The sequence below is a fragment of the Pedobacter africanus genome, from assembly GCF_900176535.1.
GTDB classification, from domain to species: Bacteria; Bacteroidota; Bacteroidia; order Sphingobacteriales; family Sphingobacteriaceae; genus Pedobacter; species Pedobacter africanus.
In genome coordinates, this window is record NZ_FWXT01000003.1 from 202,855 (window position 1) to 225,539 (window position 22,685).

Here is a 22,685-nt window from a genome sequence, read left to right on the forward strand (position 1 = left end):
CTGTTACATTTACACGCAATAAATATAGCATAAACAATGAGACACAATTTCGGCGCAGGCCCATGTATTTTACCTCAAGAAGTATTTAAACAAGCATCACAGGCAGTATTAGATTTTAAAGACGGTTTGTCCATCCTGGAGATCTCTCACCGTACGCCTGAATTTGAAGCGGTTGTAGATGAGACCGTAAAATTGGTTAAAGAATTAATGAACGTACCATCGGGTTATTCGGTTGTATTGTTGCAAGGCGGTGCGAGTCTGCAGTTTTCGATGGTTCCCATGAACCTATTGCCTCAGGGTGGTACGGCTGCCTACCTGGAGACAGGTGTTTGGGCCAACAAAGCCATTAAAGAAGTGAAAAACTTCGGGACCGCAAATATTGTTGCTTCTTCAAAAGCCGATAATTATACCTTCATTCCAAAAGGTTACAGTATCCCTGAAGACAGTGCTTATTTTCATTGTACATCAAACAACACCATTTACGGAACAGAAATGTTTGAACTCCCTGAAACCAACGTGCCAGTGGTATGCGACATGTCATCTGATATTATGAGCCATGTAGTGGATGTTTCTAAATATGACCTGATCTATGCAGGTGCACAAAAAAATATCGGCCCTGCCGGTTTAACTATTGCTATTGTTAAAGATGAAGTCTTGGGTAAATCGGGCCGGGGAATTCCTTCAATGCTGGACTATAAAGTGCATATTGATGGCGGTTCTATGTACAATACCCCGCCGGTATTTTCTATTTATGTGGCCATGCTGAACCTGAGATGGTTAAAATCTAAGGGTGGTGTGGCTGAAATTGAAAAAGAAAACATTGCCAAAGCAAATGCCCTGTACAAAGAGATTGATAGAAACCCATTGTTTAAAGGTACCTGCGCTGTTGAAGACCGTTCCAGAATGAACATCTGTTTTGTAATGGAAAACCCTGAGCTGGAAAAACCTTTCCTGAAATTTGCTGAAGAAAATGGCATTGAGGGTATCAAAGGACACAGAAGTGTAGGCGGTTTCAGGGCTTCTATGTACAACGCGCTTCCAATCACAAGCGTACATGCGCTAATAGATTTAATGCAGACTTTTGAAGAGAACCACAAATAAATAAATTAATGATTAAGATCCTTGCAAACGATGGGATAGATCCCATTGGTAAAACTTTATTGGAGCAGGCAGGTTTTGTAGTTGATACAGAAACTGTGCCTCAGGACCAATTAGCCGAAGCGTTAAAAAATTATGATGGAATTACTGTACGCAGTGCAACACAACTGCGTAAGGAACTGATAGATCAATGCCCCAGCATTAAACTGATTGGCCGTGGCGGTGTGGGTATGGACAATATTGATGTGGAATATGCCCGCAGTAAAGGTGTAGCAGTGGTAAATACCCCTGCCGCATCTTCTTTATCCGTTGCTGAGCTGGTATTCGGGCACCTGTTTACCGGTGTACGTTTTTTACAGGATGCCAACAGAAAAATGCCTGTTGAAGGCAATACTAAATTCAATGCCTTGAAAAAGGCATATGCCAAAGGTACAGAGTTGCGTGGAAAAACGATCGGTATCATTGGGTTCGGAAGGATTGGCCGGGAAACTGCAGCTGTGGCTCTGGGACTGGGTATGAACGTATTGGCTTACGATCTATTCCCTTTTGAAGGCAACATCAGCCTGGACCTCCAGGGGGGCATTAAGGTAGATATCCCTGTGAAAACAGTATCGCTGGAAGAAGTGATCAGCAATAGTGATTTCATCAGCCTGCATACACCTTTTGCGGATAAACCTATCCTGGGTGCAGCGGAATTTGAAAAAATGAAAAAAGGTGTTGGCGTGGTGAATTGCTCAAGAGGAGGTACCATAGATGAAGCGGCTTTGATTGCGGCTTTAGACAGCGGTAAAGTAGCTTTTGCAGGTCTGGATGTGTTTGATAACGAACCTACACCAGCAGCAGCGATTTTACAGCACGCAAAAATATCTTTGACGCCCCATATTGGTGCTTCTACCAATGAAGCCCAGGAACGTATCGGTACGGAACTGGCTACATTGATTATTGAGCACTTTAATAAATAGTAAGAATTGAAAAAGGGGTACCTGATTAAGGTCGGGTACCCTTTTTGTTTTTAAACCAAATATATGCCTGAAATTAAGCCATTCTGTGCGCTTAAACCCGCTGTTCATTTGCAGGAGCAAGTGGTAACGCGGCCGCTTGAAAATTACAGTACCGGTGAAGCACGCCTGATTGCTTCAGAAAACCCATGCAGTTTTCTGCACCTGATTGATCCGGAATTGGATAACCCTTATCTGCGTGGAACAAGGCAGGAGCTGATCTTTAAAAAGATAAGTGAAAATCTGGAAGGCTTTATAGAACACAATTACCTGGTTAAACAGCAGCAACCTGCCATCTACATTTACCAGGTGAGCCATGATGGCCTGTTGCAAACCGGTATCTGGACATTGACAAACATCAGTGATTACCTGGAAAACAGAATCAAAAAACACGAGTCTACAGTTGAGCGCAGGGAACGCCTTTTAGCCGATTATCTACAGCAAACCGGGCTGGACGCAAACCCGGTATTGGTTACTTATCATCCGGATGCATTGGTAGAGCAGCTTACAACCAAGTATATAAAACAAAAGCCTGATCTGGATTTTGTATTTAAGGATGATACTGTGCATAAGGTATGGGCAATTACCGATGCGGGCGACATTGAGGCTATTGTTAAGGCCTTTGCTAAAATGCCCGTGGTTTACATTGCAGATGGTCATCACCGTGCAGCTTCCATGGCAAAGATGGGCCTGCAGAAGCAAGCGTTAAATGCGGGTAAGCACAATGGCACAGAATTGTACAATTATTTCAGTACCGTATACATGAATACCCGGGAAGTTAAGGTGTTGGAATTTAACAGGTTGGTTCGGGATCTTGGGGCTTTAGGCAGGGAAGCATTTATTACAGCCATTTCGGCGTCATTTGAAGTGGAGAAATCTAGTGAGATGGTTCAGCCCGCCCTACATAAAATAGGGATGTACCTTAAAGGACAATGGTATGTACTCAGGCCAAATCCTGAGCTCTACAATGAAAATGATCCTGTTGAGGTTCTTGATGTCAGTATTTTGCAGAACTTTATTCTGGGGCCTGTTTTGAACATCAATGATCCGAGAACGGATGCCCGGATTACTTTTGAAGGGGGCAGGACACCGATTCAGGCATTGCAGACCAAGGTAGACAATGAATTGTTTGCCGTTGCATTCGTGTTGTACCCCACTTCGGTTGAGCAGGTAATAGCGGTTGCAGATGCAGGAGGGGTAATGCCACCTAAGTCAACCTGGGTTGAACCCAAGTTCCTGGTGGGGCTGCTCACCAGTTTCTTTAATTAAGAGAATTGGTCAAAGCCCAGTACCTGTAACCCAATATGGCTTTTTGTATCGTCGTAAGTTTCATCGGATCTTTTTTGTAAAAACTGGGCAGCACCGCATTGTTGAGCTTTACCAATAGTTTAAACAGTTGCTTTTTCATTTTTCTTCATTTTTCTGAGGCATATGATCGTCAGTATCCCTGTGAGTATGCTAAATAGGCCCAGCAGGATAGAAATAAGGTTTTTCTCTCTTTTCAGGATTTTTGCTTCATCCTTTAACTTCTGGTTCTGGTCTTGCAGGGTTTTTATGGATTGTTTATAATTCTCTATCCGGCTGCTGCTTTCATTGGCGTTGGTCTTCACCTGCTTCACTTCCAGGTCTTTGTACTCCATCAATACCTTCAGCTCATTGAAAATGCTATTGTCGTTCAATACAATCTGCCTCAAAATCTCATTGGAATTGCGGATGTCTTTCTTGGTCTGGAACCCAAAAATACCTGTCCGCGCATTCAGGCTCTCGTCGTACTGACCAAATTTTGCGCTTCTTTGGGCCAGCAGGGCGTTTACCCTTAGGCGCTGGGCCTGGTAGGCACTGGTGTCGGTTTGAAAGGCAGCGGCATTGAAGGCAGCTGTTAGTAATAAAAAGAAAGAGAGGTAACGCATATATTTCATTTTTTGTTATTTACCAAGCAAACTCCATGCCTCAGCTTTAGCCTTGAAATTGGGCTTTACCTGTGCCCAGGTGGAAGTGAACAGTTCCGATTTACGATAGACGTTGAGTTGTGCCTCACTACTCCAGTGGCTGATCGTAAAAAATACCTCAGGATCGTTCTGGTCTTGCAGCAGCTGCACACTATGGCAGCCTTCGAACGCGCTGATCCTGGGTTGTACTGTCTTGAACAGTTCCTGGAATTCTGCTGTAAATTCCGGATAGAAATGCATTTTTACCAGGCGTACCAACATAGCTTTAAGGATGAAATTCAACCCTGACGATGTCGTTCAGGTGCAGGCCCAGTAAGCCGCTGGCTTTGCCTTTATTGATGGCAATCTCGAGGTGATTACTGATGCCGAACAGACATAGTTTTTCACCTTCAGGAACTTCGTTGTAATGCCAGCTCAGCTGGCTGATGGTTTCACTTTTTCTGAAGTAAAGTGTAAAATCCCTGTTGCGCTGAATTTTGGTGAACAGCTCTTTGGTGATGTTGGTAATTACATTACTGAAGGTGTCGATATAAATGACGCTTCCCCTGATGATGTCGCGCTCTATGACCGGGGCCAGCAGCATTCTTTCTTCTACACCATCTGTGGCCACGCCTATGTCTTTAAGTTTCGCTCCTTTTGCCAGCTGGGTAGCCGCTTTAACAAAAATATCTACCAAAGGGAAGTGCAGATATTTAAGGTCCTGCATGATGTTAAGTTCAACAATCTCTTCAGGCTTCTCCTCAAAAAGTAATGAAAAGACCCCGTTATCTGCCCCCACAAAAAAATGGTCCTTGTGTTTTAGGGCGATGTATTTAGTGTGCTGACTGAACACAGAATCAATACCGATGAGGTGAACAGTGCCTTTTGGGAAATAGGGATAAACGTTCTTTAAAACAAATGCTGCATGCGAGATATTGAAGGATGGCACTTCATGGGTCACATCAACGATAGTAGCTGTAGGCAAGATGCTCAGGATACTTCCCTTAAGGGCAGCCTGATAGAAATCTTTTGAACCTAAATCTGTCGTTAATGTAATAATGGCCATTAAAAATTGAATATTTATTCTTAATCTTGCGTAAGCGGCAAATCGCGTACAAATATATCAAAATATACACTCCTATCTAAAAAACAATATTTTGAACGAACTTAAATTAACATTAGAATCGGTAGACCCGGTACAGTTTTGGGGCACCAATAATGAGCATTATGAGCTGATTAAAAATGCTTTCCCCAAACTCAAAGTTGTGGCAAGAGGAAATGAGGTTAAGGTACTTGGTGACGATCAGGAACTTAAGGGCTTTGAACAGAAATACAACCAGCTGCTTGTGCACCTGGAGAAGTACAGTTCGTTAACACCAAATGATGTGGAGTCGATTTTGGTTTCAAAGAAAGCACCGGCTGCTGTCGCCGAAAACGGGGCAGATAAAGCTGCAACCGGAGGCGGTGGAGGTGAAGTGATCGTATATGGTACCAATGGTCTGCTGGTAAAGGCAAGAACAACGAACCAGCGGAGGATGGTAGACAGCATTGGTAAAAACGATATCCTTTTTGCAATCGGCCCTGCAGGAACGGGAAAAACCTATACCGCTGTCGCTTTGGCGGTAAGGGCCTTGAAAAATAAAGAGATCAAACGGATCATATTGACTCGTCCTGCAGTAGAAGCAGGGGAGAACCTGGGCTTTTTGCCAGGCGATCTCAAAGAAAAGGTTGACCCTTACCTGCGCCCTTTATATGATGCTTTGGATGACATGATCCCGGCCGAAAAGCTGAAAACCTATATAGAAAACAGAACCATCGAGATTGCGCCCCTGGCATTTATGCGCGGAAGGACGCTTGACAATTGTTTTGTGATCCTGGACGAGGCGCAGAATGCAACTGATCTGCAGCTGAAAATGTTCCTGACCCGTATGGGTCCTTCGGCCAAGTTCATCGTAACAGGCGATGTGACCCAGGTAGATTTACCTAAAAAACAGATGTCGGGCCTGCACAATGCCTTACGGATCCTGGACGATATTCCCGGCATAGAGATCATTTACCTGACCGGAGAAGACGTGGTAAGGCATAAACTGGTAAAAAGAATACTAAAAGCCTACGGCGACATACAATAAAAATAATTAATCAATAAACGCTTTTTGGCAAATAGCATGACAGCAATTAAAGAAACAAATTTTAGCTTTCCAAAGCAGACTAATTTTTACAAAGGGAAAGTGCGCGACGTTTATACCATTGATAACCGTTTTATGGCTATGGTGGTAACCGATAGGATCTCTGCTTTTGATGTGGTTTTACCTGAGGCCATTCCTTTTAAAGGACAGGTGCTGAACCAGATTGCGGCTAAATTTTTAAGTGCAACTAAAGACATTGTTCCGAACTGGGTAATTGGCGTGCCCGATGAGATGGTAACTGTGGGCCGTATATGTGAGCCTTTTAAGGTAGAGATGGTGGTTCGGGGATATCTTGCCGGGCATGCCTGGAGAGAGTACAGCGCCGGAAAACGTAGTGTTTGCGGGGTTTCTCTGCCTGAAGGCTTACAAGAGAATGATAAACTTCCAAAACCGATTATTACGCCGACAACAAAAGCGGCAGTAGGGCACGACGAAGATATATCCAGGGAGGATATTCTGGCAAAGGGTATCGTTTCATTGGCAGACTACACAAAGCTGGAAGAATACACTTATGCCTTGTATGAGCGTGGCACACAGATGGCTGCAGAACGTGGTTTGATCCTGGTGGATACCAAATATGAATTTGGAAAGGTTGGCGATGAAATCTACCTGATCGATGAGATCCATACCCCTGATTCTTCCCGTTATTTTTATGCTGAAGGCTATACCGAAAGGCAGGAGCAGGGAGAACCGCAGAAACAGCTGTCTAAAGAGTTTGTAAGGAAATGGTTAATTGAAAATGGTTTCCAGGGAAAAGACGGTCAGAGCGTGCCTTTGATGACACCTGAAATTGTGAACTCGATTTCCGACCGGTACATAGAGCTTTATGAGCAGATTACGGGCGATAGTTTTGTGAAAAATGAACAGGCTGACGTAACCGCACGGATTGAAAAAAATGTGAACGGCTTTTTAAATACCCTATAAGTTTTAAACAGCGTCTTATTATCCAGATAAAAATAATTACTTTCGTATCAGACTAAACAATCAATATCATGAAATTTTCAGTAGATAAGCATGAAAAGTATGTTGTTTTAAAGCTCAATGAATCGAAGCTGACAAATGACAATACACCGAAGTTGAAATCTGAGTTCATTTTATTGAACACAGAGGGATACTGCAACATCGTGGTAGACCTTTCGGCTGTAAAACAATGTGATGACTCTCAGGACCTGAGCTCCCTGCTTTTTGGCGACAGGCTTTGCAAAAAAGCAAACGGATTGTTCATTGTGACGGGCGTTAATGAGGTTGTAGCCAAAATACTGGAGATGTCTAATCTAGATCAGTCACTTACTATAGTGGCCAAAGTTGATGAAGCTACTGACCTGATCTTTATGGAGGAAATAGAGAAAGAACTGTTGGGGGGAGTAGATAAAGGTTAATGAAGTTTGAGGTTACTATTTTAGGCAGCAGTTCTGCAACCCCTGTATACAATAGGAATCCTACCGCTCAGCTTTTAAATTGCAATGAAAAATTCTACCTGATTGATTGTGGGGAGGGTACCCAGCAACAATTGATCAGGTTTGGGATTAAAGCAAATAAAATAGATTTCGTATTTATTAGTCATTTGCATGGCGACCATTATTTCGGGTTGATTGGCTTATTGTCGAGCCTGCACCTGAACGGACGCATCAAGCCGATGAAAATATTTGGCCCACCAGCTCTGGAAGAAATACTGGCCCTTCAGTTTCAGCATTCAGAAACCGTAATCCGGTACCCTATAGAGTTTGTAGCTACTCAAGCCGATAAGCCTGTGCAGATTTTCGAAAACGCAGATCTGACTGTGGAGACCATTATCTTAAACCACAGGATTCCCTGCACCGGATTTAAATTTGTACAAAAGAAGCGCCTGCGCAAATTGATCATTGAACGATTGGAAGCAGACCGGGTTCCGGTAGAATATTATCCATTGCTGAAGAGAGGGGCTGATCTAGACCTGCCAGATGGTAGTACCCTGCTTAACGCAGACTATACTACCGATTCTGAACGCCCGAGAACATATTGCTATTGTTCGGACACCTTGATGGACGAACGTTATTTTGAAAGTATAAAAGGTGCTGATCTACTGTATCATGAAGCCACCTTTTTACAGGACATGCTCGAACGGGCAAACCAAACCCATCATACCACTGCATTACAAGCAGGACAGGTGGCCATAGCTACCGGGGCAGTGAAACTGCTCATCGGTCATTTTTCATCCCGTTATAAGGCGCTGCCACCGCTTTTGGACGAAGCCCGGACGGTATTTGAAAATACCGAGCTGGCCTTGGAAGGCAATACTTATTCTGTACCATAAAAAAGCCTCAGCAATTGCTGAGGCTTTTTTATGGTCTTTTATATTACTTGTCTTTTTTGTTCCCGCCGCCGAATATAGAAAAATGAACATAACGTTTAGGGTTTTGTTTAAGGTCAATCATCAGGTTGTCCAGACTTTTTGAAGCATTGTTCAGATTCTCATACATCCTGTTATCATTAACCAGCATTCCCAGAGAGCCTTGTCCGTTATTGATTTTAGTTACAACGGCCTGAAGATCGGCCATGGCCTTGTTCGCATTGTCTACGGTCTGTTTAAAGTTGGCAGCAGCAACCTGGTCGGTAATGGTGTTTACATTATCCAGAATGCCATTGATCTTTTCATTGTTCTTTTTAAAATTATTCGAAATGGCCTCTACATTGGCCAGGATAGCCGAAATCCGCGATCCTTCAGAACCCACCAGGTTGTCCACTTTTTTAGAGGTTGCTTCTAATGAAGCAAGAGTAGAAGCAATACTGTTGAAACTTTTGTCAACATTCTTTTGAAAGTTAGGGTTCAGAATGGCGTTTACACTGGTCAGGATGGAATCCATTTTACCAATGATCAGCTCTGCTTTTTTCTGAACTGGCTGTACGGTTTCCAGCAGGCCTTTAGCTACATTCGCATTCAGCGTATCCCCATCATGCGCAAAATCCTGTCCGGTTCCCAGCTCCATCACAATCGCTTTGCTGCCAAGAAGGTCGGTTCCTTCCAGTCTTGCAATGCTGTTCTTAGGAATTTCGTATTTGCCCTTGATTTTTAAGGTAGCCAGGATGCTTCCGTCCGATTGCAGCTGCAGCTGATCTACGCGTCCGATCTGAAAACCATTGATCAAAACAGGTTTGGACACTCCCAGACCGTCTACGCGAGGGTACTTTGCGTACAATACAGTCTCATTGGAGAAAATGGCATTACCTTTTAAAAAATTATACCCGATAATTAATAAGGCGATGGAAAAGGCTGCCAGTATGCCTACTTTAGTTTCGTTTGCGATTTTCATTTAATTGACTTCAGTTTCTTTTTTATATGTTTTAACTGCTTTAAAGATTGAATTTACAATTTCTTCCTGTCCATTCGCCGAATTCATATAATCTTCCTCGCTTGGATTGGAAATAAATCCGATCTCTGTTAATACAGCTGGCATTCCACACCTTTGTAAAATCAAAATGCCCTGCTCTTTTACACCTCTGTTAACCCTGTTGTTGTCGTAGGTATAGTTGTTCTGGATTAACCGGGCCAGCTTAAGGCTTTTATCTCTAAATGTATTTTTGAACAAAGATAGTATAATAAATGTTTCCGGATCGTTCGGGTCATAACCATCGTAATTTTGTTTATAGTTTTTTTCCAGCTTGATGTCGGCATTCTCCCTTATGGCTACATCCTGCTCGTCCAGGCGGTGCGATCCGGCAACAAAAGTTTCGGTACCGCTGGTGCTGGTGTTTTTTACATAACCGTATTTGGCTATTCTTTTCCCATTTTTAGCTTTTGTGTAACCGGTGACCACCTTTCTGTCGGGCATGGAGTTGCAATGGATGGAAATAAAGATGTCGGCCTTGTTATCGTTGGCCAGGGCAGCCCTTTTATGAAACTCTACGTCGATATCTGTTTTCCTGGTGTACAGAATTTTAACATCAGGCATTTCCTCTTCGAACTTTTTGCCCAGTTTTAAGGCCACCTTTAAGGCTACGTTCTTCTCCAGCGAATAGCTTCCTGCAGCTCCTGACTTTGGTCCTCCGTGACCGGCATCAATAACAATGGTTTTAACTCTATATCCCTGTGAAAAAGTAGTTTGTGTACTTATAATTAATGGAACGGCAAGCAGGAATATACATTTTTTCAATCTCATCTCTCTTTATGCTGTGTTTAAAATAATTTCCAATACTGAGGTTATCCTTCAATTCCTTTCCGGTAATTCTGAATAGCCTTCAATAAGCATTCCGTAATTTCGTTTTGTCCGGCTTCAGAGTTCATATAATTCTCTTCATCAGGATTGCTGATGAAACCAATTTCTGTTAGAATGGCGGGCATGCCTGCGCGTGCCAGTACAGCAAGGCTCTTTTCCTGTACGCCCCTGTCTATACGCCCAACACTTACATACTGATCCTGCACCAGTTTCGCTAGTTTTAAACTCTGCGTCCGGAAAGTGTTTTTCATCAGCGAAAGGATAATGTAATTTTCCGGGTTGTTAGGGTCAAAACCTTCATAGTTCTCTTTATAATTGTCTTCCAGAAATATGGCTGCGTTTTCCCTTTTGATCACTTCGTCCTGTTCATTCATCCGACCCATACCCGATACAAAGGTTTCCACTCCGCGTGTTGAAGTGCTTTTGCGGTAAACGGTTTCATAAATGGGTGTTTTTTTACCCTTTTTGCCTTTTTTGTATCCACTGATAACCGTTGATTTATGAACTGGCATATCGTTACAGTGAATAGATATAAAAAGATCAGCTTTGGCATTATTGGCAATGGCAATCCGCTCATAAAGCGGGATAAATACATCGGTTGTCCGGGTATAGATGACCTTAACATCTTTCATGTTGGCTTCTATAGCCGCACCCAGGTGTAACGCTGTTTTCAGGGCCACATCTTTTTCGGTAGAATACAAACCCCGAGTAGAGCCGTCACGCCCTCCATGACCTGCATCTATAACTATAGTTTTTATTTTGTATTCTTGTGTAAATGCTTGGTAATTAGACAGGATAATAAAAATAAAAGAAATAAATACGATCAAAATTGCATTTGGTCTAAGCAATGGTATATTTTTCATTAATTTTGAACGTTTTGGATTAAACATTAATGCAAAAATAACATTCACACACGAATTTGAAACTTTTACGCTACATCATTTTTTTAAAAACGATTCTTTTATTAACATCTGTTAGTAACCATGCTTTTGCATTTTATTCTTTTTCAAGCTTTCAGGTTGTACAGCAAATAGATACCATAAAAAAGGATACTACAAAAAAAGAGACTGTCAGGAAGCCGGGGTTGCAAACCAACCCAAAAGATACTACTGCTTCCGAGAAAATCCAGTATACGGCCAAAGATTCCATAGCATTTAGTAAAGACAGCAGTGTGGTCTATATGTACGGAAAAGCCAGGGTGATTTACCAGGGGCTGGAACTGGACGCCGAATTTATTAAATATGACAACAAGACCAATTTAATTTACGCCCGTGGAACTACGGATGCAAAGGGGAAATATATTGGCAGGCCTATTTTTAAAATGGAAGGGCAGGGAACCTCGCTGGCCGACTCACTGGTATTCAATACCGTAACCAAGGCCGGAAATATCTGGGGTGTATACACCGAACAGGAAGGCGGTTTTTTTACCGGAGGTAAAGCCAAAAAGCAACCCGACGACGAGATTCATAGTAAAGGGCAAACTTACAGTACCTGTAATTTACCACATCCGCATTTCGGGATTCATTTTACCAAGGCCATTGTAACGGAAAACCAGATCATTGCCGGGCCTCTCTACCTGAAAATAGAGGACATTCCCCTGCCTCTTGGATTGCCTTTTGCATTTTTCCCTAAACCCAATAAAAAAAGCTCGGGGATCATACTGCCCAGTCCGGGCGAGGATTACAGCCGGGGTTTCTTTTTAAGGGATGGAGGGTATTACCTTGGTTTGAGCGACTATTGGGATGCCAAAATTACCGGAACAATCTACTCCTACGGCTCATTTGATACCAACATTGCATCCAACTATACCAAAAGGTATAAACACAATGGCAACATTAACTTCAGGTACGCCTATACCAAGAACGGTACGGAAGGAACGAAGGATTTCAGTAAAGGAAGGGATTTCCGCATCAACTGGAGCCACCAGCAAAATGCCAATGCCAAGCCGGGGACGACTTTTTCCGCGTCTGTTGATGCAGGAACGTCATTGTATGACCAGCGGACAGGGGCCGGTGGAACCTACGATCCGAACATGACTGCAAGAAATACTTTCGGATCCAGTATTTCCTACAGCAGAACATTTGGTAACGGGATCCAGATGACCAGTGCTTTGCGGCACAACCAGGAAACTCAGACGAGAAATGTAAGTCTGACCCTGCCGGATGTTACCTTGTCTGTGCCTACATTTAATCCTTTCGATTCTAAAAAAAGGGTGGGTGAGCAGAAATGGTACCAGAAAATTACGGTGGGTTACAACATGCAGGCCACCAACCAGATCAGCTCACCTGATTCCTTACTGTTCAGAAGAGAAACCCTTAAAAAGTTCAGAAACGGGGTACAGCATACCATTCCCATCAATATGGCTTTCAATGTGCTGAAGTATTTTAACTTTAACGTAGGTACATCCTACACCGAAAAATGGCACTTCCAGTCTATCCGGAAAACCTATGCCAAAGTACCAGGTAAATCGGATGCTGTTTTTATAGATACGATACCAGGTTTTAACCGTTCCGGCCAATACGGTATCAGCGGCGGGCTTTCCACAAAAGTTTACTCAACTGCGCAGTTCAAAAACCTGGGCAACTTTAAAGCATTGCGTCATGTAATGACCCCAAGCGTAAGCTTTAATTATACGCCCGATTTTTCTGATGTCAGCAAGGGCAATTATAAATACGCTTATTACCAGAACGGAGAGCAGGTGTTTGAAAGGGATTATAAGGGGAATATCGTTCCGCTTAAATATTCTATCCACGAATCTTCACAATACGGCGGTCCTGGTATCGGAAAATCTGCATCTATGAGCTTCTCCCTGGACAATATAGTGGAAGCAAAGGTTTTATCAGCTAAAGACACAACAGGTACCGGAGAGAAGAAAATTCCGATCATTCAGGGTTTGAGCATTAATGGTTCCTATAACTTCCTGGCAGAGAATTTCAAGTTATCTGACCTGAATTTCAGTGGACGTTCGCAATTTACAGATAAGCTGGGGATCAACTATTACGGTACTTTAAACCCATACCTGTATGAGGATTATACCAATGAGCTTACCGGTGCCAGGGAAAGAAGAAAGATAGACAGGTACACCTGGACCCAGGGTAAATTTCCGCGCTTAACGAATTTTGGCTTCTCATTCAACTACAGCCTGAACCCTGAGGCACTGAAACGCAAAAATGAAACCGAGGACAAGCTGAAAGAGCAGGCCAACAGGGGGGGGATGACTCCTGAACAGGCAGAGGCCCTGGCCCTGGTAAGCCGTGACCCGAATGCCTTCGTTGATTTTAATATTCCATGGAACTTCGCTTTTGCTTATACTTTTAACTACCGGACAGATGAAGTTAGCCGTAATGGGACGGTTACCAATACCCTTAACTTTAATGGCGATGCCAACATCACCCCAAAATGGAAAGTTACTTTCAGCTCGGGATGGGACTTTCAACGCAAAACCATTTCCCAGACCAACTTTTCTATCTACCGTGACCTGCATTGCTGGGACATGAGTTTTACCTGGGTACCTTTTGGTTTCTATCAAAGTTATTCAGTGGATATAAAAGTAAAGGCCTCTATCCTGCAGGACCTGAAACTGAGCAAGAGAAAAGGATTTTATACCAGATTCTAAAAACACATTATTATGCTAGCTGAAATTATAACCATTGGTGACGAAATACTGATTGGTCAGGTTGTGGATACCAATTCTGCCTGGATGGCTAAACAACTGAATCTGATTGGCATCAGGGTAAAACAGATTACATCAGTGTCCGACGACGCAGATCACATTACAGAGGCCCTGAAACTGGCCGAAAAACGGGCGGATATCATTTTAATGACAGGCGGCTTAGGGCCTACTAAAGATGACATCACCAAAATCACACTGGCCAGGTATTTTAATATGGAGCTCAGAAGGGACCAGGCTACATTGGATCACGTGACAGATATCTTCACACGTTTCAACAGGCCGATGATCGACATGAACCGTAAGCAGGCTGATGTGCCGGATGGCTGTACGGTAATCCAGAATAAAAATGGCACGGCACCTTGTATGTGGTTTGAAAATCAGGGCCGTATTATTGTGTCTTTGCCTGGTGTGCCATTTGAGATGATGTACCTGATGGAAGAAGAAATTCTGCCCCGTCTGCAGCAGGCCTTTAAAATGCCTGCTATTCTCCATAAAACCATATTGACTGCAGGCATAGGCGAATCTTTCCTTGCTGTTGAACTGGAAGAGATAGAAAACAGTTTGCCAGCACATATTAAACTTGCCTATCTGCCCAAATTGGGCCAGATCAGGTTAAGGTTAAGTGGCAGCGGAGCAGATGAGGAACTGCTAAGCAAGGAAATTGAACATTATGTGCAACTCATCATTAACAAGGCAGGGAAATATGTAGTGATTGATCAGGACATTGCGCTCGAAAAGGCATTGTTGACGATTATGCAAGAACGAAAGCTGACCTTATCTACTGCTGAAAGCTGTACAGGCGGACATATTGCGCAATTGATTACCCAGCATCCGGGCTGTTCGGCTGTATTCGCAGGTGGGGCCGTTACTTACTCCAATGCTTTGAAAATGTCTGTGCTTGGCGTAAAAGCTTCAACACTGGATGCCCATGGAGCAGTAAGTGAGCAGACCGTAAAAGAAATGGCTTTAGGCGCAATCCATCAATTTAAAACAGATTATGCTGTTGCAGTAAGCGGAGTTGCTGGCCCCGACGGCGGAACCGAGCAGAAACCGGTTGGAACAGTGTGGATTGCAGTGGCAACTAAACAAAACGTAACTGCCAGGATGTTCAATTTTAGCGGGCGCAGGTTACAGAATATTGAGCGCTCCGCAGTGGCTGCGCTAACGATGGTTTTGAATGAGCTGAAACAAGATGTGGCTTAAGTCTGCAAAATACTTTACTTTTGCACCTGATACCAATCATAAAATAAAAAATGGCTCAATACGAATTATTGTTACCTAAAATGGGGGAGAGCGTTGCGGAGGCAACCATTATTAAATGGGTTAAACAGCCCGGCGATCAGGTGAGCCTGGACGATACGATCCTGGAGATCGCTACGGATAAGGTTGATTCTGAAGTACCATCACCGGTTTCAGGTAAATTGGTAAAGCAATTATTTAAAGAAGACGATATTGTACAGGTAGGTGCAATAATTGCCCTCATAGAAACTGATGCAGCAGCTTCAGTTGATACGGAAATTAAAGTGGGAACGCCTGTGGTTTCAGCTGAGCCGGTTGCGGAAATCATTCTGGAAAATATTCCGGGAACTGAGCAGCTTCCTGCTGATTTTATATCAGACAGGTTCTATTCTCCGCTGGTAAAAAATATTGCTGCGCAAGAGAGGATTTCCGTTAACGAATTGGATAGCATTACAGGAACCGGTGCTGAAGGACGTTTAACAAAAGACGACCTGTTAAATTATGTGAAAAGTAAAAAAGGCGGTAGCCCTGTTGCCGCTGCCCCGGTAAATAAATCCCAGCCCGAGCCTGTGAAAGCTGCGGCCTCACCGGAAATACCTCAACAAAGTCCAAAAGCTACAGCCCAGCCTGCGGCACCCAGCATGGGCGGAGCAGAGGAGATTGTTGAAATGGACAGGATGCGCAAACTGATTGCCGAACATATGGTCATGAGTAAACAGACCTCACCACATGTAACCTCTTTTGTTGAAGCCGATGTGACCAATATGGTAATGTGGCGTGAGAAGGTTAAAAGGAATTTTGAAAAACGTGAAAACGAAAAAATTACCTTTACACCTATTTTCGTTGAAGCGGTAAGTAAAGCCATAAAAGATTTTCCGATGATCAACGTATCTGTAAATGGTACCCAGATCATCAAGAAGAAAGACATCAATATAGGTATGGCAGCTGCTTTGCCAAGTGGTAACCTGATTGTTCCGGTCATCAAAAATGCAGATGAATTGAACCTGCTGGGGCTAACCAAAGCAGTTAATGACCTGGCAGGACGTGCCCGTGCTTCAAAACTAAAACCAGACGAAACCCAGAATGGTACTTTTACTTTAACGAACGTAGGGTCTTTTGGTAATGTGATGGGCACGCCGATCATCAATCAGCCTCAGGTAGCTATCCTTGCAGTTGGCGCCATTAAAAAGAAACCTGCAGTTCTGGAAACGGAATTTGGCGATGTCATTGCCATCAGGCACATGATGTTCCTGTCGCTTTCCTACGATCACAGGGTTGTAGATGGGGCTTTAGGGGGCTCTTTTGTACGCAGGGTAGCAGATTACCTGGAGAACTGGGATGTGAACAGGGAACTATAAAAAACGCTATAGCATAAAAAAGGCCCCGATCGGGGCCTTTTTATCTCAAAACAAAAAACTAATTGAAAAAAGCGGCCTCTTCTTCAGCTACAGATTTAAGCTGTTGCTCCGTATAGGTGTATTTCCCGGTATGGGCAATAAAAATATCTTTCTGCTCTAGTAATTCACGGTTGGCCAGTAAGCTTTTAAGGCTTACACTTCCAATAACATATTTATAGTCATCCCGGGTAAAGCGCTCTACAATATTCTCGATCTTTAATTTTTCAATGGTATATTCATGTGTGTAACGCAGGTAAACTTCCAGGTTTACATCGTCGGTATGTACCAGGCCATTATGCTGATGGTATTTTTTGTACTCATAGCGGTAATCGTACCTTAAAGCTGCAATGTCCGATAAAACTGCCGCGCCTGTTGGATGGCCGCCTGCGCCTTTTCCGAAGAAGAACTGCTTGTCGGCAAACGCAGCCTGAACAGTAACGCCATTGTATTCATTCTCTACATTGAAAAGGAAATCGTCCGATTTTACGAATTTCGGCAATACATAGGTAACAACCTGCTTAGTGCTGATTTTGCGCGCAGTTGGTACCAGTTTAATTTTAAAGTTTTTCTCGCGGGCGTACCTGATGTCATTCTCCGACAGGTGTTGTATACCGATATTAAGAATTTTATCAGGGTTAATGAACAGCCCGTATGCGTGTGCAGTAGCAATGGCCAGTTTAAATTTAGGATCGTAACCACCCACATCCAGGATGGGGTTTGTTTCTGCAAAACCAAGGTCCTGTGCTTGCTTTAGGGCTATCCCATATTCCAGGTTCTCATTGAATATTTTGGATAAAATATAGTTTGATGAGCCATTGAATATACCACTGATGCCATGCAGCAACTCATTGTCGTAATACTCTTCCAGGTTACGGATGATCGGGATACTGCCACAAACTGCACCTTCATACAATAAAGAAACGTTGTGCTTCTCCTGTAGTTCAACAAGCTCAGCAAGGTGTGTAGCGATCATTTTCTTATTGGCGGAAACTACGTTTTTACCACTTATTAATGCTCTTTTAACAATGTTGAAAGCAACATCTGCATCGTCAATCAACTCTACAATGGTATTGATCTCCGTATTGTTTAGCAATACATCATGATCTGTTGTAAAAAGGTGGGCATCAAGCGTACGCTTTTTCTCCGGGTTTTTGATGGCGATCTTAATGATTTCAAGGTTTAAATCCTGGCCACGAATGATATCGTGTAATCCCTGGCCTACAACCCCAAAACCAAATAATCCAATTTTAAGTTTCTTGCTCATCTATTTATTATGCTGTTTTATGTAATTTAATTATTTTCTTGTTTGTACTTTCTTTCAGGAAATTACCAATGACATTCGTCAAGGTGTCTGTTTCAATTAAGAAACCATCATGGCCATAGGCCGATTTTAAACTGTAGAATTCTGCCCCCTGTATGTTACTGGCGAGATATTCCTGTTCCGACTGCGGGAAAAGAACGTCGTTTTCAATACCGATCACCAGCGTATTGGCTTTTACCTGTGCCAGGGCCTCTGTAACACTGTTACGCCCCCTTCCGACATTATGGCTGTCCATAGCCTTGCTCAGGTACCAATAACTATAGGCATTAAAGCGTTTGCACAGCTTTTCACCCTGGTAGTTCTGGTAAGAGGAAGCCCTGAAGCCGCCTGTTTTATCGTTAACACTTTCCAATTGGGTTGCTGCGTAGGCATCGTATGTTCTGTAAGACAGTAGCGCAATGCTCCTGGCTACCTTTAAACCTTTTATACCGCCATCTGGTTTTTGAGCATAAAAACTGCGGTCGGCAGTAATGGCCAGGCGCTGACTTTCATTGAAAGCGATACCCCAGGGCGAGTGGAAGGCGTTGGTTGCAATGAGGATCAGGTTCTCAATAGCACCAGGATCTAACACTGACCATTCCAAAGCCTGTTGTCCACCCAATGAGCCACCGATCAGGACCTTTATGTTGCTGATGCCCAGATGTGTAGCCAACAAACGGTGAGCGGCAACCAGATCCCGGATCGAAAACTCCGGAAAGGACAGGTAATAAGGTTGCCCTGTTACCGGGTTGGTACTTAACGGACTGGTACTGCCGTAATGCGACCCCAATACATTGGCGCAAATGATAAAATGCTCGTCAGGATTAAACAGGGCATTGTTGCCAAATAGCCCTTTCCACCAATCAAGCACATCCGAGTTTGCGGTAAGCGCATGGCATGCCCAAATTACATTGTCCTTTTTGGCATTCAGCTTTCCGTAAGTCTGGTAAGCAATATCTAGCTTACGCAGCTTTTTGCCGTTTTCCAGTTTGAAGGTCTTGGTGTAATGGTATGTGGAAATTGTACTCATTATAAATCTTGATAAAGGGTATTGTCTATTTTTTTATGCTGTTGAAAGCCTGTTCGAAATCTGCTTTGATATCGTCTATGTGTTCTATGCCTACTGATACCCGAAGCTGATTAGGCTTAACGCCCGCTGCCGCCTGCTCGGCTTCACTCAGCTGCTGATGTGTGGTTGCCGAAGGTTGTATGATCAGTGTTTTCGCATCTCCAACATTTGCGAGATGGCTTACCAGTTTAAGGCTGTCTACCAGTGCAGTGGCTTGTGCCTTATCGCCTTGCAGCTCAAAAGACAATACTGCACCGAAGCCGTTTTGCAGGTATTTTTTTGCATTGGTATGGTATCGGCTGCTCTCCAGTCCAGGATAGCTTACACTTTTCACTGCAGGATGCGTTTCCAGCCAGGTTGCCAGTGCCAGCGCGTTGTCTACGTGGCGCTGTACCCGAAGCGATAAGGTCTCAAGTCCCTGTAACAGCAGGAAGGAGTTAAAAGGGGAGATAGCGGGACCAAAATCCCGTAAACCCTCAACGCGGGCACGAATAATGAACTGGATGTTCCCGAAAGGCCCTCCAATGCCAAATACATCGTTGAATACCAGTCCGTGATAACCTTCAGAAGGTTCGGTGAACTGTTTAAATTTACCATTGCCCCAGTTGTAGGTCCCACCATCAACGATCACACCGCCAATGCTGGTGCCATGTCCGCCGATCCATTTGGTGGCCGATTGTACGACAATGTGTGCACCATGTTCCAGAGGTTTAAACAGGTAACCTGCAGCACCGAAAGTATTATCGACGATCAGGGGAAGGTCGTGCTTATTGGCTATCGCCGATACCCTTTCAAAATCGATAATGCTGAAAGCCGGATTGCCTATGCTTTCCAGGTAGATGGCCTTGGTGTTTCCATCTATTTTGGCTTCAAAATCTGAAGGGTCATCGCCATTGGCAAATTTAACTTCGATGCCCAGGCGTTTAAATCCAACTTTAAACTGATTGTAGGAACCTCCGTACAAATGAGAGGAAGAAACAAAGTTATCGCCCGATTCCAGTATGTTGTTTAAAGCAATAAACTGTGCCGCCTGGCCAGATGATACTGCGAGTGCGGCAACGCCGCCTTCCAGGGCAGCAATACGTTTTTCAAATACGTCCGTAGTCGGGTTCATGATACGGGTATAAATGTTTCCAAACTCTTTCAGGGCAAACAGGTTTGCACCGTGTTCAGAATTTTTGAAGCCATAAGAAGTAGTTTGATATATAGGAACGGCCCTTGAACCTGTTGTAGGATCTATTTCCTGGCCGGCATGTACCTGTAAAGTTTCGAATTTATGAGAAGCAGACATATTTATCTTTTTATTTATATGGTTTGATTAATTTTTTTAGCGCTTACTCCCTGTATAAGTATATAGCGGAGCATGTTTGTTGGCGTACCCATATGGGCCTTCCGGATGGATCAAAAAGAATGCAAAAGGAAGATTTTAAGGATTATTGCATGCAGCAACACATACACATGGTATGTTTGGGGCAACAATAATGACGAAGAATTGAAATAATCGTTTTCATATTTTTAATTTATCTTTCCAAACGGCACCATGCCGGCTGGTCAGGAATTGGCACCTTCTCCATTTTGGGAGGGTTGCCAGTGGGTCAAAGAGCCTGTCTCTCGCCACTTCTTTATAAATCAAACCGATTAGAGGTGTTGACTTGATTAGCTTTCGCCAAATAATGTCACAAATGTAGGTTTAAGTGGTAAAATAATCAAAATTAAATTCTGAATATTTTTTAATATATTGATTATTAAATATATAAAGTTTTTAATGGTGGTGATTTTAATTGTTTTTTTAACCTAAAGCTTGCTCAAAATCAGCAATTAAGTCATCAATGTGCTCAAGTCCAACAGATATCCGAATTAAATTTTGTGGGGTTTTGCTGTCCGGTCCTTCTACAGAGGCGCGGTGCTCCACCAGGCTTTCCACTCCTCCAAGACTGGTTGCCTGGGCAAACAATTTTACATTGTTTACAACTTTCCGGGCATCATCCGCATTGCCTTTCACCAATATCGACAACATTCCACCAAAGCCGCTCATTTGTGTTTTTGCAATTGCATGTCCGGGATGATCGGGAAGGCCCGGATAAAATACCGCTGTTACCCGGGGATGTTTTTGCAGGTAAAGCGCAAGGGCCAGGCCATTTTCGCAATGTCCTTTCATCCGATAGGCCAGTGTTTTTAAACTCCGTGACAGCAGAAAACAATCGAACGGTGAAGGTACCGCACCACCTGTCTGCTGGATGTTCTTGATCCGTTCCCAGAATTCATTTTGCTGAGCGGTAACCAGAACTCCCCCCAGTACATCACTATGACCGCCGATGTATTTGGTAGAGGAATGCATCACAATATCAGCTCCCAATGTAATTGGCGTTTGCAAGCTGGGCGAAGCAAAGGTGCTGTCGCATGCCAGGATCAGTCCTTCCGATTTTGCCAGTTGAGCAACAGCTTTTATATCTGTAATTTTTAGGAGCGGGTTGGAAGGGGTTTCAGTCCAGATGAGCACTGTGTTTTTTTTGATCTGCCTTCTGATCAGTTCAATATCTGTAAGGTCTATAAAATTGACTTCAATAGTATCCGAAAATATCGTCAGCAGTATTTTTTTTAACCCCCAGTACATGTCATCCGGTGCAATGATGTGACTGCCAGGTTTTAAAGCCTGGAAAACAGCCATTCCAGCTGTATTGCCGGATGAAAAAGCACAGGCATCCAGGCCCTTTTCCAGGACTGTCAGCGTTTGCTCCAGTGCCGAACGGTTGGGGTTACTCACGCGGCTGTACATGTGTCCACCAGAGTAGCCACCATTGGCATCCCTTAAGAAGGTAGTTGACAAATTTATAGGTGCTGTAACATCTTTCGTGGCACTTTCATATAAATTTCCTGCATGTATTGCCAGTGTTTCTGCTCTCATTATTATGGGGTTAAATGCTAAAATCTCCAGTTGAGGTATAACAATGTTAAAGGTAAAAATAATTAACCCTAAGTTTTGGCAGGATTTATGTATTTAAAAAGTAAAAAATTCAAGATATGAAAAGAATATTCCTGATAGCAGCCATTTTATGCAGTTCATTAATGGTGTTGCAAAGCTGCTCACCAAAAGGTGCAGCTACTACCCAACAACCTTTAAAAAGAGGTAATGTAACCGGTAACTGGATCTTGAACGACATTACTTTTGAAGGGATTCCCCAGACTTCGGTAAAATCTTTGTTTGGAGAAAGTTCTTACAAATGTTTTGTAGGCAGTACCTGGAGGTTAACCAATAGCGGTAATGGTAGCTATAGCTTGCCTGGTGGTGCCGATTGCGCAGCCAAAACACAAACCATTTATTGGTCGGCCAGTACAAAAGAAGATACTTTCCAGTTTAAAAAGTTGTACGAAGGTGATAAAGCTAAAAATGTAACTGAAGGTTACAGAATGCTGCTTTCATCAACAGACGGACAGACAATGGTGATCAAAACACCTGTAGAATATGGTACTACCACAGCATATATTGTGCTGAACTTCAATAAAGCCGCAAAATAAGTGGAAAATAACCGTTCTCTTCTAAGGCTGGAACACAGCTTCGCAATGTTCCCAGACCTTTTCAGAGCAGGTAATTTTTCTGGGAAAG

Annotated in this window: 22 protein-coding genes and 1 riboswitch; of the genes, 11 read left to right on the plus strand and 11 right to left on the minus strand. The window is 43.3% G+C overall.

From position 1 onward, the window contains the following. Nucleotides 1–36 precede the first annotated feature (36 nt). The 3 genes from serC (at nt 37) to B9A91_RS18055 (ending at nt 3,365) form a co-directional block, all read left to right on the plus strand. The gene (serC, locus tag B9A91_RS18045) at nt 37–1,101 is read left to right on the plus strand and encodes a 3-phosphoserine/phosphohydroxythreonine transaminase (protein WP_084240426.1); all 1,065 of its coding nucleotides are present in this window, start codon (nt 37–39) and stop codon (nt 1,099–1,101) included. A gap of 8 nt (nt 1,102–1,109) precedes the next feature. After that, a complete protein-coding gene (locus B9A91_RS18050; protein WP_200815691.1) occupies nt 1,110–2,060 on the plus strand; it encodes a D-2-hydroxyacid dehydrogenase in 951 nt (316 codons plus the stop codon). Between the two features lie 63 nt (nt 2,061–2,123). After that, nucleotides 2,124–3,365 (plus strand): DUF1015 domain-containing protein, encoded by a 1,242-nt coding sequence (locus tag B9A91_RS18055; protein WP_084240427.1) that lies wholly within the window; start codon nt 2,124–2,126, stop codon nt 3,363–3,365. Here B9A91_RS18055 and B9A91_RS24280 read toward each other — a convergent pair. From B9A91_RS24280 to B9A91_RS18070, 4 genes are read right to left on the minus strand one after another with little or no spacing between them, the layout of a single operon-like run. After that, nucleotides 3,358–3,504 carry a hypothetical protein gene (locus B9A91_RS24280; protein WP_200815692.1) on the minus strand — a complete coding sequence of 49 codons (147 nt, stop codon included), beginning with the start codon at nt 3,502–3,504 and terminating at the stop codon, nt 3,358–3,360. The two genes, B9A91_RS18055 and B9A91_RS24280, sit on opposite strands and share 8 nt — an antisense overlap. Continuing rightward, the gene (locus B9A91_RS18060) at nt 3,485–4,015 is read right to left on the minus strand and encodes a hypothetical protein (RefSeq protein WP_235012597.1); all 531 of its coding nucleotides are present in this window, start codon (nt 4,013–4,015) and stop codon (nt 3,485–3,487) included. The genes B9A91_RS24280 and B9A91_RS18060 overlap by 20 nt, the downstream gene beginning before the upstream one ends. A 6-nt stretch (nt 4,016–4,021) precedes the next feature. Then, nucleotides 4,022–4,306: a putative quinol monooxygenase gene (locus B9A91_RS18065; RefSeq protein WP_084240428.1), complete on the minus strand. Its 285-nt coding sequence runs from the start codon at nt 4,304–4,306 to the stop codon at nt 4,022–4,024. Nucleotides 4,307–4,310: 4 nt separating this feature from the next. Next, a complete protein-coding gene (locus tag B9A91_RS18070; protein ID WP_084240429.1) occupies nt 4,311–5,090 on the minus strand; it encodes an SAM hydrolase/SAM-dependent halogenase family protein in 780 nt (259 codons plus the stop codon). Between the two features lie 91 nt (nt 5,091–5,181). On the opposite strand from B9A91_RS18070, the gene B9A91_RS18075 reads away from it, so the two are divergent. The 4 genes from B9A91_RS18075 (at nt 5,182) to B9A91_RS18090 (ending at nt 8,503) form a co-directional block, all read left to right on the plus strand. Continuing rightward, nucleotides 5,182–6,153, plus strand: coding sequence for a PhoH family protein (locus tag B9A91_RS18075; RefSeq protein ID WP_084240430.1), 972 nt, complete (start codon nt 5,182–5,184; stop codon nt 6,151–6,153). 36 nt (nt 6,154–6,189) lie between these two features. Next, a complete protein-coding gene (locus B9A91_RS18080) occupies nt 6,190–7,134 on the plus strand; it encodes a phosphoribosylaminoimidazolesuccinocarboxamide synthase (protein WP_084240431.1) in 945 nt (314 codons plus the stop codon). A gap of 68 nt (nt 7,135–7,202) precedes the next feature. Beyond that, a complete protein-coding gene (locus B9A91_RS18085; RefSeq protein ID WP_084240432.1) occupies nt 7,203–7,589 on the plus strand; it encodes an STAS domain-containing protein in 387 nt (128 codons plus the stop codon). Beyond that, nucleotides 7,589–8,503, plus strand: a complete 915-nt coding sequence (locus B9A91_RS18090; protein WP_084240433.1) for a ribonuclease Z — start codon at nt 7,589–7,591, stop codon at nt 8,501–8,503. The genes B9A91_RS18085 and B9A91_RS18090 overlap by 1 nt, the downstream gene beginning before the upstream one ends. A gap of 43 nt (nt 8,504–8,546) precedes the next feature. On the opposite strand, the gene B9A91_RS18095 is transcribed toward B9A91_RS18090, so the two are convergent. The 3 genes from B9A91_RS18095 to B9A91_RS18105 are packed head-to-tail and all read right to left on the minus strand — an operon-like array spanning nt 8,547 to nt 11,266. Continuing rightward, entirely contained in the window at nt 8,547–9,500 is a 954-nt protein-coding gene (locus tag B9A91_RS18095) for an MlaD family protein (protein WP_084240434.1), read from the minus strand. Then, entirely contained in the window at nt 9,501–10,346 is an 846-nt protein-coding gene (locus B9A91_RS18100) for an N-acetylmuramoyl-L-alanine amidase family protein (protein WP_084240435.1), read from the minus strand. A gap of 41 nt (nt 10,347–10,387) precedes the next feature. Beyond that, nucleotides 10,388–11,266, minus strand: a complete 879-nt coding sequence (locus B9A91_RS18105) for an N-acetylmuramoyl-L-alanine amidase family protein (RefSeq protein ID WP_394334678.1) — start codon at nt 11,264–11,266, stop codon at nt 10,388–10,390. A 56-nt stretch (nt 11,267–11,322) separates the two neighbouring features. Here B9A91_RS18105 and B9A91_RS18110 point away from each other — a divergent pair, with 56 nt between their 5' ends. From B9A91_RS18110 to B9A91_RS18120, 3 genes are read left to right on the plus strand one after another with little or no spacing between them, the layout of a single operon-like run. Next, the gene (locus B9A91_RS18110) at nt 11,323–14,019 is read left to right on the plus strand and encodes a putative LPS assembly protein LptD (RefSeq protein WP_084240437.1); all 2,697 of its coding nucleotides are present in this window, start codon (nt 11,323–11,325) and stop codon (nt 14,017–14,019) included. A gap of 12 nt (nt 14,020–14,031) precedes the next feature. Further along, entirely contained in the window at nt 14,032–15,279 is a 1,248-nt protein-coding gene (locus tag B9A91_RS18115) for a competence/damage-inducible protein A (protein ID WP_084240438.1), read from the plus strand. 50 nt (nt 15,280–15,329) lie between these two features. Beyond that, nucleotides 15,330–16,673 (plus strand): dihydrolipoamide acetyltransferase family protein, encoded by a 1,344-nt coding sequence (locus B9A91_RS18120; protein ID WP_084240439.1) that lies wholly within the window; start codon nt 15,330–15,332, stop codon nt 16,671–16,673. Nucleotides 16,674–16,731: 58 nt separating this feature from the next. Here B9A91_RS18120 and B9A91_RS18125 read toward each other — a convergent pair whose 3' ends face one another. The 4 genes from B9A91_RS18125 to B9A91_RS18140 all read right to left on the minus strand — a co-directional run bounded on the left by B9A91_RS18125 (nt 16,732) and on the right by B9A91_RS18140 (nt 21,986). Further along, on the minus strand, nt 16,732–17,976 hold the full coding sequence (locus B9A91_RS18125) for a homoserine dehydrogenase (protein WP_084240440.1): 1,245 nt from the start codon (nt 17,974–17,976) through the stop codon (nt 16,732–16,734). Nucleotides 17,977–17,983: 7 nt separating this feature from the next. Beyond that, entirely contained in the window at nt 17,984–19,042 is a 1,059-nt protein-coding gene (locus B9A91_RS18130) for a homoserine O-acetyltransferase family protein (protein ID WP_084240441.1), read from the minus strand. Between the two features lie 25 nt (nt 19,043–19,067). Beyond that, nucleotides 19,068–20,372 (minus strand): O-acetylhomoserine aminocarboxypropyltransferase/cysteine synthase family protein, encoded by a 1,305-nt coding sequence (locus B9A91_RS18135; RefSeq protein WP_200815693.1) that lies wholly within the window; start codon nt 20,370–20,372, stop codon nt 19,068–19,070. Nucleotides 20,373–20,598: 226 nt separating this feature from the next. Beyond that, nucleotides 20,599–20,712: riboswitch (SAM riboswitch) on the minus strand. Nucleotides 20,713–20,870: 158 nt separating this feature from the next. Beyond that, a complete protein-coding gene (locus B9A91_RS18140) occupies nt 20,871–21,986 on the minus strand; it encodes a trans-sulfuration enzyme family protein (protein ID WP_084240443.1) in 1,116 nt (371 codons plus the stop codon). A 116-nt stretch (nt 21,987–22,102) separates the two neighbouring features. Between B9A91_RS18140 and B9A91_RS18145 the strand changes: the two genes are divergently transcribed. Beyond that, nucleotides 22,103–22,597 (plus strand): lipocalin family protein, encoded by a 495-nt coding sequence (locus B9A91_RS18145; protein ID WP_084240444.1) that lies wholly within the window; start codon nt 22,103–22,105, stop codon nt 22,595–22,597. The last annotated feature ends 88 nt before the right edge of the window (nt 22,598–22,685 follow it).